The following is a 17,061-nucleotide window of genomic DNA, read 5'->3' as shown; positions in this document are numbered from 1 at the left end:
AAACGTCGACCGTTTTTACCCGGCTTCCAGAAAATGTCTAATCAAACCTTCTAATACGACCTATTCCTGCCGCTCGAGATAGGCCTTGAATTTGTCGGCATAATCCTTGTGCCAGCGCGACAGCGGCGGGCGGTTCTCGATGATGTCACCCATCGCCCAGGCCATGCGGCGTTCGTCCACCGCGCGGGCGACGTCGTTGTCCGGGCAGAGGATATAGAAGTCGCCACGTTCCAGGCTTTCGATCATGAAGTTGACCGTCTGTTCGGGAGTCCATGCGGCGGCCGGCTTTTCGGCACGATCGCCCTTGGTGAGGCCGGTGAAGACGAAGCCGGGAATCAGCAAATGGGCAGAGATCTTCGAGCCTTCGGTGTTGCGCAATTCATGCTCGAGCGCTTCGGTGAACACCTTCACGCCGGCCTTCGAGACGTTGTAGGCCGGATTGCCGGGCGGCGTGGTAATGCCCTGCTTGGAACCGGTGTTGATGATAAGACCGGGTTCGCCGTGCGAGAGCATATGCTGGCCGAAGGTCCGCGTTCCATTGATGACGCCAAGCAAGTTGACGCCGACGATGCTGTCCCAATCGGCCTGGGCGCTGAAAATCGACGTCTCGGGGCCGATGCCGGCATTGTTCATAAGAATATGCACTCGGCCGAAGCGCTGGATCACCGTCCGCTCGAGCGCTTCCAGCGAGTCCTTCTGCGCAACGTCGGTTTCAACGGCGAGCACGTTCTCTTCGCCGGAGATCGATTTCAGTTCCTTTGCCGCCTCCGCAAGCCGGTCGCCGCCTAGATCGGCAATGGCGACGCTCATGCCCACCCGGGCAAAGTGTTTCGCCGCGGCAAGCCCGATGCCGGAAGCACCGCCGGTGATGACAGCGACATTGGATTTCTTGATGATGTCTTGGATTTTCGTCACGGCCAGCCACTCCTCAGCATTGTGCGGACGCTGGCAGATATGGGTTGCGCTTTCGGCCTGTCAAACAATATCCGCGCCGCCCGTGGTCGCCGTTGCCCTTGCGTCCTGCGCCGATCTCGCTAAAAGTGCCCAGCCATACCGGGCTTGGCGGGCTTGCCGCTGCCCTTTTGCAACGGACCTCATCATCATGGCATCGCACAAAGACGTAAAGAAAGTTGTCCTCGCCTATTCCGGCGGCCTCGACACCTCGATCATCCTGAAGTGGCTGCAGACCGAACTCGGTGCAGAGGTCGTGACATTCACGGCCGATCTCGGTCAGGGCGAAGAGCTGGAGCCGGCGCGCAAGAAAGCCGAGATGCTCGGCATCAAGGAAATCTACATCGAGGACGTTCGCGAAGAGTTCGTCAAGGACTTCGTCTTCCCGATGTTCCGCGCCAATGCCGTCTATGAGGGCGTCTATCTGCTCGGCACCTCGATCGCACGCCCGCTGATCTCCAAGCACCTGATCGATATCGCCCGCAAGACCGGCGCCGATGCGATCGCGCATGGCGCCACCGGCAAGGGCAACGACCAGGTTCGTTTCGAACTCTCCGCCTATGCTTTGAACCCGGACATCAAGATCATCGCGCCATGGCGCGACTGGGCGTTCAAGAGCCGCACCGATCTGCTGGCCTTTGCCGAAGCGCACCAGATCCCGGTTGCCAAGGACAAGAAGGGTGAGGCGCCGTTCTCCGTCGACGCCAACCTGCTGCACTCGTCGTCCGAGGGCAAGGTTCTGGAAGATCCCGCTCAGGAAGCGCCCGAATACGTGCACATGCGCACGATCTCGCCGGAAGCCGCGCCTGACAAGGCGACGATCATCAAGGTCGGCTTCGAGAAGGGTGACGCGGTTTCGATCAATGGCGTCCGTATGAGCCCAGCGACGCTGCTTGCTACGCTCAACAATTACGGCCGCGACAACGGTATCGGCCGCCTCGACCTCGTGGAAAACCGCTTCGTCGGCATGAAGTCGCGCGGCGTTTACGAAACGCCCGGCGGTACGATCCTGCTTGCCGCGCATCGCGCGATTGAATCCATCACGCTCGACCGCGGTGCCGCGCACCTCAAGGACGAGATCATGCCGCGCTACGCCGAGCTCATCTACTACGGCTTCTGGTTCTCGCCGGAGCGCGAGATGCTGCAGGCGCTGATCGACAAGAGCCAGGAGCATGTCGAAGGCGAAGTGACGCTGAAGCTCTACAAGGGCAACGTCATGGTCATCGGCCGCGAAAGCCCGAAGTCGCTCTACTCCGACAAGCTCGTTACCTTCGAAGACGACCAGGGCGCCTACGACCAGAAGGACGCCGCCGGCTTCATCAAGCTGAACGCGCTGCGCCTGCGCACACTCGCCAAACGCAACCTCTCGAAGTAATCGAGAGCAGAGCGCAAGAGATCAAAGGCCCGCCTCGTGCGGGCTTTCTTCATTCGCCTGTTGTGGCGTTGCGGTGCGTTGCGAGGCGCGCACGAACCAGACATAGCTTACGATCGAAATCAGCGCCATGATCGGGATCACCGTTCCGAAGGCGAGGAGTGGCATGCCGATCAGCGAACCCGCGACGCCGCCGGCAAATCCGCCGCCCATCTGAATGAAGCCCATCATTGCCGAGGCCGAGCCGGCGATATGCGGGAAGGGGTAGAGGCCCGATGTCGTCATGTGTGGCGTCAGGAAAGCCAATCCGAAGGCCAGGAACGCGATCGGCCCCATGATCGAGAGATAGGAGGGCGTCACGAAGTGGACGGACAGCGCAATCATGATGCCGGCGAGCCCGAGTAGCCCAAGCCCGACGCGCACGGAACCGTCGCCGCCCAAGCGCGGCGCCGCATAACGCAGGCAGACGGAGCCCAGGAAGTAGGAACCGGACTGCATCAGCATGCCCAAGCCAAAGGCTGTCGGTGAAAGGCCGACGACCTTGATGAGGATAAAGGGGAGCAGCGTCGCCTGTGCGTAGAGTGCGCCGATCGAGCCACCGAGCACGAGCGAGGCGGAGACGAAGCGGCTTTCGCGTGCAAGCTCCAGATAGGCGCGAAGCAGCGGAACCGGGAGCGCGCGGCGCGGATCCGGCACGCTCGTTTCGCGCATGAACACGATCACTCCAAAACAGATCAGGAGTCCGAAGCCGATCAGAAGGAAGAAGACGGATTGCCAGCCGAAAGCGGCAAGTGCCAATCCACCAATCGTCGGTGCGGCCGCCGGTCCAATGGCGATCATGATGCCGATCAGGTTCATGATGCGCGAGGCTTGGGTTCCGGTGAACTGGTCGCGCACGATGGCGCGGGCAACCGTAATCCCGACGGAGGCGCCAACGCCCTGGATCAGGCGGCCAGCGAGCAGCCATTCGATGCCGGGCGCGAAGGCAGCAAGCAGGCTGCCGACGACATAGATGCCGACAAACAGGAGCGTCGCCGCACGCCGGCCAAAGGCATCCGAAAGCGGACCTGCAAGCAATTGCGCCACAGAGAAGCCGGCGAAATAGACGGAGAGCGTCATCTTGATTGCCGAGTCGGACGTCTGGAACGCATGGACGAGTTCGGGCATCGCCGGCGTGTAAATCGACATCGAGATCGGGCCGATGGTTGCGAGAAGCGCACCGAGCATGCTCGTTCGCCGTTCGCTCATCCGGAATGGGGGCATAGGGGTACTCGGTCTTTGGTAACATGCGCGATCCGCACGAGGGCGGCCGCTTTCCTTCTGTCGGAAGCTGCGTGATCCGGCAATTCAAAAATCTCATGGGTCGCCATGACAGCTTGACGCCTTTCTATTGGCGCATAAGCTGCGGCGGTCCCTTCTGGAGTTTGTTGATGACCCAATCCCTGCTCGCGGGCGCCTTTCTGGCAGCTCTTCTCTACGTGCTCATTCCAGGGCCTGCCTTCCTCGCGCTGCTTGGTATCGGTGCGGGGCAGGGACGCCGCGCCGGCGCGCTGTTCGTCGGCGGCCATCTGGTCGGCGATCTGCTCTGGGCGTCGCTGGCACTGATCGCGATCATCGGCGCCAAGACGATCGGCACTTTTGTCTTCGACGCGCTCGGGCTTCTCTGCGGTTTCTACCTCGCCTGGATCGGCTGGAATGCGGTGCGCGCAAAGCCGAAGGGTGACGGGCAGGCATTGATGGTCGTGGAGCGACCGTTCCGTCGCGGCCTGATCTTCGGCGTGACCAATCCGAAGGGATATCCAGTCGCGCTCGCGACGTTCACTGCGCTCGTTGCCGGCTCTGCAAGCGCACTGCAGTTTCACACGCTGCCGGTTCTGCTGGCGGTTTCGTTCCTGGGCTTCATCGTGGCGGACATGATCCTGATTACCGTCATTGGCGCGGGAACCGTCCGGCGATTCTATCGAGCGCACGAGCGGTTGATCGTCCGCTGCTCGGGCGTCCTGTTCATGGGTTTCGCAGCGCAGGCCCTTTGGCATGCGACGCCCGGCCTGCTCGGGTGGCGGAAAGCCTGAGATCAGACGTCGAGGAAGCTGACGACGGAATTCAGCCGTTCCACTGTTTCCCGGTCACCGATCGATGTCGCGATCTGCAGCTGGTCTTTGTAGTAGTCCCGGAAATTGAAGCTCGTCGCGTCGGTAACGGCGGACAGGTCGAGAATGTTGCCTGATGGATCGATCGTTCGCATCGGCAGCGGCTCGGAAATGGCGGCGAATGTATCCTGATCGATTGCGCCGGCATCGAAGCTCTGCCTTGCATACTGGCGCAGTTCACTGGCGCTGATCGCGGAAAAATCAGGCGTATCTGCGCTCGTTTCATCAATATGGAACGCCGTCGAAGCCTTCGTTGTTGTGCCGAGCTGCGCTTCTAATTCGTTGTAACTGCTTGGATTATCTTGGTTTCTTCTGAAAAGGAAATTCGGCGAAGACCGCACAGAAAGGATTTCCATGGCGCGTATCCACTGCAAAAGGATGATCGTGAAACTACCGCGCGTGGCGAACGTGCGTCAATCGTTAACGATCAGTTAATTCTTATGCATCATTTCTTGCCATGAACTTTTTCGCAGTCAGGCCGGGAGATGCGCGCCTGATCGGCAATACCAATTGCGGGCGCGCATCCCTATATTGCCTGTTCAGTTGCCTGCCACAAAGGATCTCCGCATGCCTTCCACACCAGAATTCAACCCCGCACTCGTCGAATGGAACGGTCTCCACGGCCTGCCGCGTTTCGATGCACTCAATGACGGCGACTTTGGTCCCGCCTTTGATGCTGCGCTTGCCGCGCATGAGAAGGAGATCGACGCGATCGCGGGCAATCCGGAGGCGCCGACATTCGAGAATACCGTCGTTGCTCTCGAGATCGCGGGCGATGAGCTGTCACGCGTATCGGCATTGTTCTGGAACAGGGCGGGTGCTCACACCAACGATACGATCCAAGCGCTGGAACGGGACATCTCGCCGAAGATGTCGCGCCATTACTCCAAGATCGGCATGAACGCCGCACTCTTTGCCCGCATCGATGCCCTGTGGGAAGCGCGTGAAAGCCTTGGCCTGACGCTGGAGCAGACGCGCGTGCTGGAGCGGCACTGGAAAGGCTTCGTCAAATCGGGTGCGAAGCTGCCGAAAGCCGAGCAGGAGGAGCTCGCGGGCATCAACGAAAGGCTTGCCGGTCTTGGCACCCAGTTCGGGCAGAACGTGCTCGCCGATGAAAAGAACTGGGCGCTCATCCTTTCCGACGGGGCCGACCTCGAGGGTATCCCCGAGTTCCTGAAGGATGCGATGGCCGCGGCTGCGCGCGAGCGAGGCGAGGAGGGCAAATTTGCCGTTACCCTGTCGCGCTCGATCATCGAACCGTTCCTCACCTTCTCCGAACGGCGGGATCTGCGTGAGCAGGCCTTCAAGGCTTGGGTTGCGCGCGGCGAGAACGATGGCGCGACCGACAATCGCGGCATCATCCGCGATACACTTGCGCTTCGCGACGAGGTGGCAAAGCTCCTCGGTTACGGCAACTTCGCGGAATTGAAGCTCGACAACACAATGGCGAAGACGCCGGATGCCGTGAACCACCTGCTTCAGGAGGTATGGACGAAGGCGGTCAAGCGCGCCGGCGAGGAGGAGGCAGACATCGCCAGGCTGATTGCGGACGAAGGCAAGAACCACGACGTCATGCCCTGGGATTGGCGGCACTATGCCGAGAAGATCCGGGGGCAGCGGTACAATTTTTCCGAGGCCGAGCTGAAGCCCTACCTGCAGCTCGAGAAGATTATCGACGCCTGCTTCGACGTCGCCGGCCGGCTGTTCGGCATTCGCGCTGTCGAGAAGAAGGGCGTTCCGGCCTACCATCCTGATGTTCGCGTCTTCGAAATCCGCGACCGCGAGGACAGGCTGGTGGCACTCTTCCTTGGCGATTACTTTGCCCGTAGCTCGAAGCGCTCCGGCGCCTGGATGAGCTCGTTCCAATCGCAGCACAAGCTGCCGTTGAAGAACGGTCGCAACGGCGAATTGCCGATCATCTACAATGTCTGCAATTTCGCGAAGCCCGCCGAAGGCAAGCCGGCGCTCCTTTCGCTCGACGATGCACGCACGCTGTTCCACGAGTTCGGTCATGCGCTGCACGGGATGCTGTCGAACGTCACCTATCCGTCGGTGTCGGGCACGGGCGTCTCGCGTGATTTCGTAGAATTGCCGTCACAGCTTTACGAGCACTGGCTAACGGTGCCTGCGATCCTGAAGCAATATGCCGTGCATTTCGAAACCGGCGAGCCGATGCCGCAGGCGTTGCTCGACAAGGTTCTGGCCGCGCGCACCTTCAATTCCGGTTTCAATACGGTTGAATTCACCTCCTCCGCGCTCGTCGACATGGCGTTCCACACTCGCGACAAGGTCGAGGATCCGATGGCTGTGCAGTCCGAGGTGCTGTCCGAGCTTGGCATGCCGAAGTCGATCGTCATGCGTCATGCCTCGCCGCACTTCCAGCACATCTTCTCCGGCGGTTATTCAGCCGGCTACTATTCCTACATGTGGTCCGAGGTTCTCGATGCTGACGCCTTTGCCGCCTTCGAGGAAACCGGCGACGCGTTTAATCGCGAGATGGCCGCCAAGCTGAAAGACAACATCTACTCCGTCGGCGGCGCGATCGATCCCGAGGATGCTTACAAGGCTTTCCGTGGCAAGCTGCCGAGCCCGGATGCAATGCTGGTGAAGAAGGGGCTTGCGACCTTCGAGGAACTGTCCGGCAGTGATGCCTAACAGGTCCGGGATTGCGCCTCTTCGCCATCCCGATCATGACGCAGCCGGCGCTCCTCTGCTCAGCCTGCTGCGTCCTAGCGGGCTGGCCGCGGAATAACGATTTTCACGCAGCACGCATTTCGGCTTCCCTGCCGGGCCTCTCGCTTAACAAAACTGTCGCGGAAGTTTCGAAAAACCGTCATGCCGTCTTCAAGAAGATGACATGACGACCGCCATAGGTTCGGCGCGGGAGGCTCTCTCCCGCTCGAGCAAGCCGGACACACCTTGGCATGAAACTGACCGAAACGACCCGCCGGCGCTTCCTATCGTCCATGGGAGCGGTCGGCGGATTTTCACTGGCAGGGCTGGCGATGCCCTATTATGCGCGTGGTTCCTCCAGTCGTCCGGTCTTCACATCCGGCGTCCAGTCCGGCGACATTGATGTCAGCTCCGGCGTGATCTGGACGCAGCTGGACCGGCCCGCGCGACTGCATGTCGAATACTCGACGAGCGACAGGTTCGCCAATGCGGTGCGCATCGCGCCCATAGACGTCACGCCACAAACCGGTCTTGCCGGGAAGCTGCTGCTTCAGGATCTTCCGCCTGACCAGGACATATTCTACCGCTTCCGTGCGGCCGACCTGCAGGACATCAACGATCTTTCGGAGCCTATCCCGGGTCAGTTTCGAACGGCGCCATCGGGCAAGCGCAGCATCCGCTTCGCTTGGTCGGGCGATACGGCTGGTCAGGGCTGGGGCATCGACGACGAGGGCATGCGCACCTATCAGACGATCGCCTATCACCGTCCGGATTTCATGATCCACTCCGGCGATACGATCTACGCCGACAATCCGATGCCTGATGAAATCAAGCTGCGAGACGGCAGTGTCTGGAAAAACAGGATCGTCACCGAGGCAAAGCGCGGCATCGCCCAGACGCTCGACCAGTTTCGCGGGCAATGGGCCTACAACTTGCTCGATGATCACGTGAAGCAATTCAACGCGGTCTGTCCCGTCTTCTATCAATGGGACGATCATGAGGTGCTGAACAATTGGTCGCCATCGACCGACCTTCGCGACGACGACCGCTATACGGAAAAATCCGTCACGACACTCGCCAGTCGCGCCAGCCGCGCCTTTCACGAAATGACACCAATCCGCTATGTCGCCGATGAGCCCGGCCGCATCTACCGCAAAATCTCCTATGGTCCATTGCTCGACGTCTTCTTCGTGGACCTGCGCGCTTATCGCGGTCCCAACAGCCTTGGCGTTGATGCCACCTTCTCTGACAGCTCCCGTCTGCTGGGCGAGCGCCAGGTGGCATGGCTGAAGCGTGAACTGGTTCGCTCGACGGCGACCTGGAAAGTGATTGCCTGCGATCTGCCGATCGGACTGGTGATCTGGGACGACTACGGCCACCGGAGCGGCAACGAGTCGATCTCGAATGGTGATGATGGTGCCCCGCTCGGCCGCGAGGTGGAGTTTGCCGATTTGCTGCGGTTCATCCGCGATGCCGCCATATCCAACATGATCTGGCTGACGGCTGACGTACACTATACCGCTGCGCACCACTACGATCCCGGCAAGGCGAAGTTCCGGGAGTTCCTGCCGTTCTGGGAATTTGTGGCAGGTCCTCTCCATTCGGGAACCTACGGTCCGCAGCAACTCGACATGACCTTCGGGCCACAGGTGAAGTTCATGAAAGCAGCGCCTGGCGGCTCGGAGCAGAACTTGCCGCCGTCGGCCGGCATGCAGTTCTTCGGGCTCGTCGACATCGACGGGCAGACCGAGCAACTGACCGTGAGGTTGATGGACCGGAACGATACGGAACTGTGGCGGATGACCCTCGACCCGCAGATATCGAGTTGACGACATGCATGGCAGGCAATCCGGCGTCCCCCCCTTTCGCAAAAGCGAAAAACACTGTATGAGCCGCCCAAATGAAATTGGCGCCTTCTCCCAGCGCGGCGCCCCAGCCTCAGAGATATAGAAATATGGCACTTCGCAACATCGCGATTATCGCGCACGTTGACCATGGCAAGACGACACTGGTTGACGAGCTCCTGAAACAGTCCGGCTCGTTCCGCGAGAACCAGCGCGTCGCAGAACGCGTCATGGATAGCAACGACCTGGAAAAAGAGCGCGGCATCACGATTCTTGCCAAGGCGACCTCGGTTGAGTGGAAGGGTGTCCGCATCAACATCGTCGACACCCCCGGCCACGCCGACTTCGGTGGCGAAGTCGAGCGTATTCTCTCGATGGTGGATGGCGCGATCGTTCTCGTCGACGCTTCCGAAGGCCCGATGCCGCAGACGAAGTTCGTCGTCGGCAAGGCGCTGAAGGTCGGCCTTCGCCCGATCGTCGCGATCAACAAGATCGACCGTCCCGACGGCCGCCACGAAGAAGTCATCAACGAAGTCTTTGACCTCTTCGCAAACCTCGACGCGACCGATGAGCAGCTCGACTTCCCGATCCTCTACGGTTCGGGCCGTGACGGCTGGATGAACGTCAACCCGGAAGGCCCGAAGGACCAGGGTCTGGCGCCGCTTCTCGACCTCGTGCTCGAGCATGTTCCGGAGCCGACGGTTCACGAAGGTCCGTTTACGATGATCGGAACGATCCTCGAAGCCAACCCCTTCCTCGGCCGCATTATCACCGGCCGTATCAATTCCGGCTCGATCAAGCCGAACCAGGCCGTCAAGGTTCTGCACGCCGATGGCAAGACGATCGAAACCGGGCGTATTTCCAAGATCCTGGCTTTCCGCGGTATCGAGCGTCAGCCGATCGAAGAAGCGCATGCCGGCGACATCGTCGCGATCGCCGGTCTTTCCAAGGGCACTGTCGCCGATACCTTCTGTGATCCCTCGGTCACCGAGGCGCTGCAGGCGCAGCCGATCGATCCGCCGACCGTCACCATGTCGTTCATCGTCAACGACAGCCCCTACGCTGGCACCGAAGGCGACAAGGTCACCTCGCGCGTCATCCGCGACCGTCTGTTCAAGGAAGCCGAAGGCAACGTTGCGCTGAAGATCGAAGAATCCTCCGAAAAGGATTCGTTCTTCGTCTCCGGCCGCGGCGAGTTGCAGCTTGCCGTTCTCATCGAAACGATGCGCCGCGAAGGTTTCGAACTGGCCGTGTCGCGTCCGCGCGTCGTCATGCACAAGGACGAAGCGACCGGCGAAATGCTGGAGCCAATCGAAGAAGTCGTTATCGACGTTGATGAAGAGCATTCCGGCGTCGTCGTCCAGAAGATGTCGGAGCGCAAGGCCGAAATGGCCGAGCTGCGTCCGTCGGGCGGCAACCGCATCCGTCTGAAGTTCTTCGCGCCGACGCGCGGCCTGATCGGTTACCAGTCGGAACTGCTGACGGATACGCGCGGGACGGCCGTGATGAACCGTCTGTTCCATGACTATCAGCCGTACAAGGGTGAGATCGGCGGCCGCGTCAACGGCGTGCTGCTTTCCAACGACAATGGCGAGGCTGTCGCCTATGCTCTGTTCAACCTGGAAGATCGCGGCCCGATGATCATCGACGCGGGCGAGAAGGTCTATGCCGGTATGATCATCGGCATCCACAGCCGCGACAACGATCTCGAAGTCAACGTCTTGAAGGGCAAGAAGCTGACCAACATCCGCGCAGCCGGCAAGGATGAAGCCGTCAAGCTGACGCCTCCGATCCGCATGACGCTCGATCGCGCGCTCTCCTGGATCCAGGACGATGAACTGGTCGAAGTCACGCCGAAGTCGATCCGCCTGCGCAAGATGTACCTCGACCCGAACGAGCGCAAGCGCATGGAAAAGGCGAAGTACGCTTAAGCGACTGAAGTCTTTCAAGCTTCAACCCCGGCCTTCGTGCCGGGGTTTTTTATTTGTGCAGTTTGCCGAATCTTGCTTGTCGCAATAGTTAAAAAAGCGTTAAATTTCAGCCGTCGTCCACATTTTAAGCCTGTGGGCAAAGGGCCTGAATGCGCGGCGCGCATATGGTTAATTGCCGACAATCGGACCAGAGTAAGCGTTATGAAGACGTTGTCGATCGATGTTCGGCGGGCCGAGCCGCACGATTCCCGAGCCATATCGGAAGTGCATCGGCTTGCGTGGCAACACACCTATGCGGGGATCATTCCGCATCGTGCGTTGCGGCAAATGATCGAGCGTCGCGGTGAGAATTGGTGGCGCAAGGCCACCCGCGGACCCGCAACGCTTCTCGTTCTCGACGTCGCCGGCACGGTCGCAGGCTACGCAACACTCGGCCTCAATCGTGCCCGTGCACTTCCCCAGGAAGGCGAGATCTACGAACTCTATCTTCGACCGGAGTACCAGGGGATTGGCCTCGGACACCTGCTTTTTGGTGAGGCGAGGCGCCTGCTGAAGTCGCTCGGTTGCAATGGACTGGTTGTCTGGTGCCTCGAGGAAAACGAGACGGGCGCTCAGTTCTATCGCAGCCACGGCGGCGTTGACTATTGCGAAGGCATGGAAACTTTCGACCAAAAGCAGTTAAAGAAAATCGGCTTTATCTGGGGTTGAATCACCGAGCTTTGAGCGGAGCTTTTTCACTGAAATCGCTTTGCCTGGCAGCAATTGTCGGTCGCTAAAACTTGCAAATCATATTCAACTTATATAAGTCGCGGCTCACGCTCTTGGTGCGCGTGGGAGAACAAGCATGTTGGATGGCTTTTGGACGCGTATCGACCACGTGGGCGATAGGCCGGCCCTCTTGTTGTCGTCCCGACCTGCAATCACCTATCGCGAACTCGCAGATCGTGTTGCGTCGCTAAGCCGTGAATTAGGCACGAGCAAGAAGCTTGTCGCGATAGAGGCGGCACAATCCGAGCATTCGATCATCGCCTATCTCGCGGCCCTTGCCGGCGGGCATGCCGTGGCGCTGTTGCCGCCGGAGGACGGCGTGGCCTCGTCGTCCTTCATGGAGCGATTTGCACCCGAGATCGTCTACCGCCGCGAGGGCGGGCGCTGGCGGCTCACCGAAACAAATCTCGGTTCCCGTGATGTGGCCATGCATGCTGATCTCGCCCTGATGCTTGTGACATCAGGGAGTACGGGCAGTGGCAAGGCCGTGAGATTGTCGAAGACGGCCGTTGCCGCCAATGCAGAGCAGATCGCCGACTATCTTGGCCTGCATCCGGGCGATATTGGCGCCCTGGTCCTGCCATTTCATTATTCCTACGGATTGTCGGTGCTCAATTCCCACCTTGCGGTCGGTGCCGCTGTCTGGATGCCCGGGACATCAGTCCTCGAGCCGACATTCCTGGATGATTTCAGGGCAGCGCGATGCACGAATTTTGCAGGTGTCCCGCATTCCTACGAGCTCTTGGAGCAACGTGGATTTCGCCAACAGCGCTATCCTGATCTTCGCTTCATGACGGTTGCCGGAGGACGCATGGAGCCGGAGGCGGTGCGACGTTATCATGGCTGGCTGCAGGGTGCGGGGCAGCGCTTCTATGTGATGTACGGGCAGACAGAGGCGACGGCGCGAATTGCTTATGTCCCTCCCGAGCGTCTGCCAGGCAGTGCCGATCGGATCGGGATTGCGGTGCCGGGCGGTGAACTGTGGCTGGTCGACGACCAGGGAGTGACGATCACGGGCACCGACGTTGCCGGGGAACTCGTCTATCGCGGACCGAACGTCATGCTCGGCTACGCCGAGGCGCGTCAAGATCTGGCGGGAGGCGCTGATATCGAGGAGCTTCGGACCGGCGATCTTGCTACGCGCGATGAGAATGGCCTGTTTCGAATCACGGGCCGCCTGCGGCGGATGTCGAAGATTGGCGGTGTCCGTCTCGGTCACGACGCGCTCGAAACGGCGCTGGCTGCGAAAGGTATTGCTGCCGCTGTTGTTGGCAACGACCAGCAGTTGCTTGCGGCCTTTACGGGCCCGCAAGACGAGAAAGTTGTTCGTGAGGCGCTGGCGATGCTTGCATGTATCGGCTTGCCGCAGGTGCGTGCGATCGCCCTTAGGGAATTGCCACGGTTGGCCAACGGCAAGATCGACTACGAACAACTTCGCTTGCGCATGGAAGAGCCGCCGGCACGCGAGAAAGCAACGGTCATAAGCCTGTTTCGCGAGGTGTTCTTCCCGCTGCAGGTTTCGCCCCAGGACAACTTTGCAGAGCTTGGCGGAGATTCGCTGCGTTACCTTGAGCTTACCGTTGGTCTTGAGCGGCTGCTCGGCACGGTGCCGGATGGCTGGGAAAAGATGAGTGTTGGCGCTCTGTCGGCTTTATCGCATTCGACGAGCGCCCGACGAACGATCGCCAGCGATATCCTCCTGAAATCGATCGCAATTCTGCTGGTCGTGCTGCATCACGCGACGCCGTGGCCGATTCCGGGCGGTGCCGGTACAATGCTCGTGCTGTGCGGATACGGACTGGCACGCTTCCAATCGAGTGCGCTTTTCGCCGGCGATCTGAGGCGCTTCCTGCGGCCGCTCGGTCTCGTTCTCTGGCCCTATTACCTCGTCGTCCTTGGCTTCAGCATTGCCTGGGGCGCAATACCATGGGCCTCGGTGTTTCTTGTCGGAAACCTCGGCTTCGCCCAGCCAGGGCGACACGAGATGCTGCCTTATCTCTACTGGTTCGTGGAAACCTTCGCGCAGCTTCTGCTGCTTTGGGGGACGCTGTTTGCGGTGCCGCCTGTTCGGCGTTTCGCTGTCAGGGATCCGTTCCGTTTCGGCATGCTGCTGCTGGCCTTTGCGGTGCTCGCACACTTCGTTATCCCAGCGCTCTGGCCAGTTGGCCAAAGGCAGATATTCACTCTTGCATGGGTGCTGCACCTTGCGGTTTTCGGGTGGTGCGCGGCATTTGCGAATTCGGCGGGAAAACGGCTTGCAGTCATCGCCGCCGGGTGCGCGGTGATGCCGCTCATGGCCTATACCGGTGGAAACTGGGCAGGCTCCTGGATCCTTTACGGCATGCAGGTGCCGGTGCTCGCGGTTCTTCTCTATCTGCCTCGGGTCAGGCTGCCGGCACTGCTTGCTGCCGTGTCCGTTTCGATCGCAACTGCGAGTTATCACATCTACCTGCTGCATCGTATCCTGCCGGAAGTCATATTTGATACCGGCAATCCCAAGATCTTCACGGCGCCGCTGCCGGTCGCGATCTCGGTGGCATCAGGCCTCGTGACCGGCATCCTTGCTTACCGGCTGCAGCGTCGAATGATGCTTGGCCACCAGTTGTGGAGAGGGTTGAGGCAACTCGCCCGTCGCCTGCGCTACGTGCCAGCAGGCCGACGAAGGACGCTGCTCGGAGCCGGTGCGGCGTTTGCGCGGGAACAACACGGAAGCCGCGTATCGCCCTGAACGTCGGTCTGCCGACGCCCGCAGGCGGATCTCAAATCGACACTGGCGTGTTGCGTTGCGGGATGATTCCCAGTATCTGGCAACCATCGACTTAACCTTTAGAGGGAAGCTCTATGCGCATCGACGCGATTTCCATCGGCAAGAACCCGCCGGAAGATGTCAACGTAATCGTTGAGGTGCCCGTCGGCGGCCACCCGATCAAATACGAGATGGACAAGGAAGCCGGTACGCTCGTTGTCGATCGCTTCCTCTATACGCCGATGACCTATCCGGGCAATTACGGCTTCGTGCCGCACACACTTTCTGAAGACGGCGATCCGATCGACGTCCTGATCGCCAGCACGCGTCCGCTTGTTCCGGGCTGCGTCATCAACGTGCGCCCGATCGGCGTTCTGAAGATGGAGGACAATTCCGGCAAGGATGAGAAGATCATCGCCGTGCCGTCGCCGAAGCTGACGCTGCGCTACGAGAAGGTAAAGGACTTTACCGACCTTCCGGAGATCACGCTGAAGCAGATCGAGCACTTTTTCGAGCACTACAAGGATCTCGAACCCGGCAAGTGGGTGAAGATCTTCGGCTGGGGTGATTCCAAGGAAGCCGGCGCGCTGATCCTCGAGGCGATCGAACGCGCCAAGAAGGAAAAGGCGTAATCAACTCTCCACGAGAGCACTCAATTTCCTGATCAAATCCTCCGGGTCGCTATCGATCCGGAGGATTTTTTTGCGCGACGTATCGCCGGAGGCGATCCTGACGGATGACTTTGCAACACCAAGCGACTTGGCCACCAGCGCGACCAATGCCTTGTTCGCCTTGCCCTTCTCGGGAACGGCCGTCACTCTGACTTTGAGGTGGGACTTGCCTTCGGCGTCTATTTCCACACCGTCAATTGCGTCGCGTCCGCCATTGGGGGTCAGACGAACTGCGAGAGAGATGTGATCGGTGAACGCAGCCCATGGCTGGCTCATGCCACCAGCGGGAAGATCGAATTCCACATCAGCGAACGCACGAAGAAGATGATCAGCAGCAGGATGATCGGCGAGATGTCGATGCCGCCGAGGTTCGGCAGCACGCGGCGGATCGGTCGCAGCAGCGGTTCGGTCACGTTGTAGAGGAACATGCCGACCGAATTGACGAACTGGTTGCTAGAGTTGATCACGTTGAACGCATACAGCCAGGAAAAGATAGCGCTGGCGATCAGCACCCAAGTGTAGAGATTCAACGCCAAATCAATGGTTTGAAAAAGCGCAAGCATTGCCGTCTCCAGTTCGTTGTTGACAGACATGTAGACATTGGCGACTAAACGAGCAAGTGCTGTCTCGAAACGCATTGTAAATCATGTTTAACAGCGGCGTCGCGCGTTGGCGTCTGGCCTGTTGTCTTGGAAAGCCTTCATGTCCTTTTCGCCAACCGGAGATCGTTTTGCCGCGTTCCGGCATTCGTCCTACACCCGGTTCTTCTTCGCACGGTTTCTGTTGTCTTTTTCGCAGCAGATCGTCAGTGTCGCCGTCGGCTGGCAGATGTATGACCAGACCGGCAGCGCGATCTATCTCGGCCTGATTGGCCTCGTGCAATTTCTGCCGTCGCTGGTGCTGATTCTTGTCACCGGATCCGTCGCTGACCGACACAATCGACGTGCGATCGCCGCCATCTGCTCGCTCGTCAGCGCGTTGTGTACGCTGGCGCTGCTATTGATGACGATAACCGGCACGTTCTCGCCGTTGCCTGTGTTTGCCGTTCTGCTGGTTTTCGGCATCGAGCGCGCCTTCATGTCGCCGGCAGTGCAATCGCTGGCCCCGAACCTTGTGCCGCCGCAGGATCTGTCGAATGCCATCGCCTGGAATTCGTCTTCGTGGCAACTGGCGGCGATCACGGGGCCGGTTCTCGGCGGGCTCCTCTATGGCATCAGCCCTCATACGGCTTACACCGTCGCTGTCGTCTTCGCTGCCCTTGGCGCAGCGCTGCTCTATATGATCCCCAAACCGCCGCAGAAGACGACTGGCGAAGCCAAGAGCTGGGATATGATCCTCGGTGGCTTCCGCTTCATTCGCGCCGAAAAAGTCGTGCTCGGCGCCATATCGCTCGACCTCTTTGCGGTGCTGCTCGGCGGCGCGACGGCACTGATGCCGATTTTCGCGCGCGATATCCTGACACTCGGCCCCTGGGGGCTTGGCCTCCTGCGCTCGGCGCCCGGGGTTGGCGCGATCGCCATGGCGATTTTTCTCGCTGCCTATCCGCTGAGGCACAGTGCCGGCATTGCCATGTTCATCGGCGTCGCCCTGTTCGGCATCGGCACTGTCGTCTTCGGGTTTTCGACCAGTACGGAACTGTCGATCGCAGCGCTGGCCATCATGGGTGCGGCCGATATGATTTCCGTCTACGTGCGAGAGAGCCTGATTGCGCTCTGGACGCCGGACGAACTGCGCGGCCGGGTCAATGCCGTCAACATGGTCTTCGTGGGTGCCTCCAACGAACTCGGCGAATTCCGAGCAGGCACAATGGCTTCGATTTTCGGCGCCGTCCCCGCCGTTGTGATCGGTGGCGTTGGAACACTTGCCGTGGCGGCAATTTGGGCAACGAGCTTTTCGAAGCTGCGCAAGATCGACACGCTTGATGCGCCGGAGCGGCGAGGGCAAGTGTGACGGCC

The 17,061-nt window shown here is 60.1% G+C and carries 14 protein-coding genes; 9 read left to right on the top strand and 5 right to left on the bottom strand.

Going from position 1 to position 17,061, the window contains the following annotated elements; all coding sequences use genetic code 11:
• Positions 1 to 60: 60 nt before the first annotated feature.
• A complete protein-coding gene (locus PMI09_RS13040) occupies positions 61 to 915 on the bottom strand; it encodes an SDR family NAD(P)-dependent oxidoreductase (RefSeq protein WP_007794270.1) in 855 nt (284 codons plus the stop codon).
• A 187-nt stretch (positions 916 to 1,102) separates the two neighbouring features.
• On the opposite strand from PMI09_RS13040, the gene PMI09_RS13035 reads away from it, so the two are divergent.
• Complete coding sequence (locus PMI09_RS13035) at positions 1,103 to 2,326, top strand: argininosuccinate synthase (protein ID WP_007794266.1); 1,224 nt, start codon at positions 1,103 to 1,105, stop codon at positions 2,324 to 2,326.
• A gap of 21 nt (positions 2,327 to 2,347) precedes the next feature.
• Here PMI09_RS13035 and PMI09_RS13030 read toward each other — a convergent pair whose 3' ends face one another.
• Complete coding sequence (locus PMI09_RS13030; RefSeq protein ID WP_085990680.1) at positions 2,348 to 3,550, bottom strand: multidrug effflux MFS transporter; 1,203 nt, start codon at positions 3,548 to 3,550, stop codon at positions 2,348 to 2,350.
• Between the two features lie 203 nt (positions 3,551 to 3,753).
• Between PMI09_RS13030 and PMI09_RS13025 the strand changes: the two genes are divergently transcribed.
• Positions 3,754 to 4,395 (top strand): LysE family translocator, encoded by a 642-nt coding sequence (locus PMI09_RS13025; protein ID WP_007794258.1) that lies wholly within the window; start codon positions 3,754 to 3,756, stop codon positions 4,393 to 4,395.
• Positions 4,396 to 4,397: 2 nt separating this feature from the next.
• On the opposite strand, the gene PMI09_RS13020 is transcribed toward PMI09_RS13025, so the two are convergent.
• Positions 4,398 to 4,829 (bottom strand): hypothetical protein, encoded by a 432-nt coding sequence (locus PMI09_RS13020; protein ID WP_007794255.1) that lies wholly within the window; start codon positions 4,827 to 4,829, stop codon positions 4,398 to 4,400.
• 211 nt (positions 4,830 to 5,040) lie between these two features.
• Here PMI09_RS13020 and PMI09_RS13015 point away from each other — a divergent pair, with 211 nt between their 5' ends.
• The 6 genes from PMI09_RS13015 to ppa all read left to right on the top strand — a co-directional run bounded on the left by PMI09_RS13015 (position 5,041) and on the right by ppa (position 15,067).
• The gene (locus PMI09_RS13015) at positions 5,041 to 7,128 is read left to right on the top strand and encodes a M3 family metallopeptidase (protein ID WP_007794251.1); all 2,088 of its coding nucleotides are present in this window, start codon (positions 5,041 to 5,043) and stop codon (positions 7,126 to 7,128) included.
• Positions 7,129 to 7,397: 269 nt separating this feature from the next.
• Entirely contained in the window at positions 7,398 to 8,975 is a 1,578-nt protein-coding gene (locus tag PMI09_RS13005; protein ID WP_007794246.1) for an alkaline phosphatase D family protein, read from the top strand.
• A 125-nt stretch (positions 8,976 to 9,100) separates the two neighbouring features.
• Positions 9,101 to 10,921, top strand: a complete 1,821-nt coding sequence (gene typA, locus PMI09_RS13000; RefSeq protein ID WP_007794244.1) for a translational GTPase TypA — start codon at positions 9,101 to 9,103, stop codon at positions 10,919 to 10,921.
• Between the two features lie 201 nt (positions 10,922 to 11,122).
• Complete coding sequence (locus PMI09_RS12995) at positions 11,123 to 11,629, top strand: GNAT family N-acetyltransferase (protein WP_007794240.1); 507 nt, start codon at positions 11,123 to 11,125, stop codon at positions 11,627 to 11,629.
• Between the two features lie 136 nt (positions 11,630 to 11,765).
• A complete protein-coding gene (locus tag PMI09_RS12990) occupies positions 11,766 to 14,417 on the top strand; it encodes an AMP-binding protein (RefSeq protein WP_007794238.1) in 2,652 nt (883 codons plus the stop codon).
• Between the two features lie 113 nt (positions 14,418 to 14,530).
• Positions 14,531 to 15,067, top strand: coding sequence for an inorganic diphosphatase (gene ppa / locus PMI09_RS12985; RefSeq protein WP_007794234.1), 537 nt, complete (start codon positions 14,531 to 14,533; stop codon positions 15,065 to 15,067).
• Here the strand turns inward: ppa and PMI09_RS12980 are convergent, their stop codons facing one another.
• A complete protein-coding gene (locus PMI09_RS12980) occupies positions 15,068 to 15,382 on the bottom strand; it encodes a DUF167 domain-containing protein (RefSeq protein ID WP_007794231.1) in 315 nt (104 codons plus the stop codon).
• The gene (locus tag PMI09_RS12975; protein WP_016556606.1) at positions 15,379 to 15,669 is read right to left on the bottom strand and encodes a YggT family protein; all 291 of its coding nucleotides are present in this window, start codon (positions 15,667 to 15,669) and stop codon (positions 15,379 to 15,381) included. Before PMI09_RS12975 ends, PMI09_RS12980 begins: the two co-directional genes overlap by 4 nt.
• Positions 15,670 to 15,808: 139 nt before the next feature.
• Here PMI09_RS12975 and PMI09_RS12970 point away from each other — a divergent pair, with 139 nt between their 5' ends.
• Complete coding sequence (locus PMI09_RS12970) at positions 15,809 to 17,056, top strand: MFS transporter (RefSeq protein WP_007794228.1); 1,248 nt, start codon at positions 15,809 to 15,811, stop codon at positions 17,054 to 17,056.
• The last annotated feature ends 5 nt before the right edge of the window (positions 17,057 to 17,061 follow it).

The sequence above is a fragment of the Rhizobium sp. CF122 genome (assembly GCF_000282035.1).
In the GTDB taxonomy this organism is placed as follows: domain Bacteria; phylum Pseudomonadota; class Alphaproteobacteria; order Rhizobiales; family Rhizobiaceae; genus Rhizobium.
This window is presented reverse-complemented; position numbering and strand designations above follow the sequence as displayed.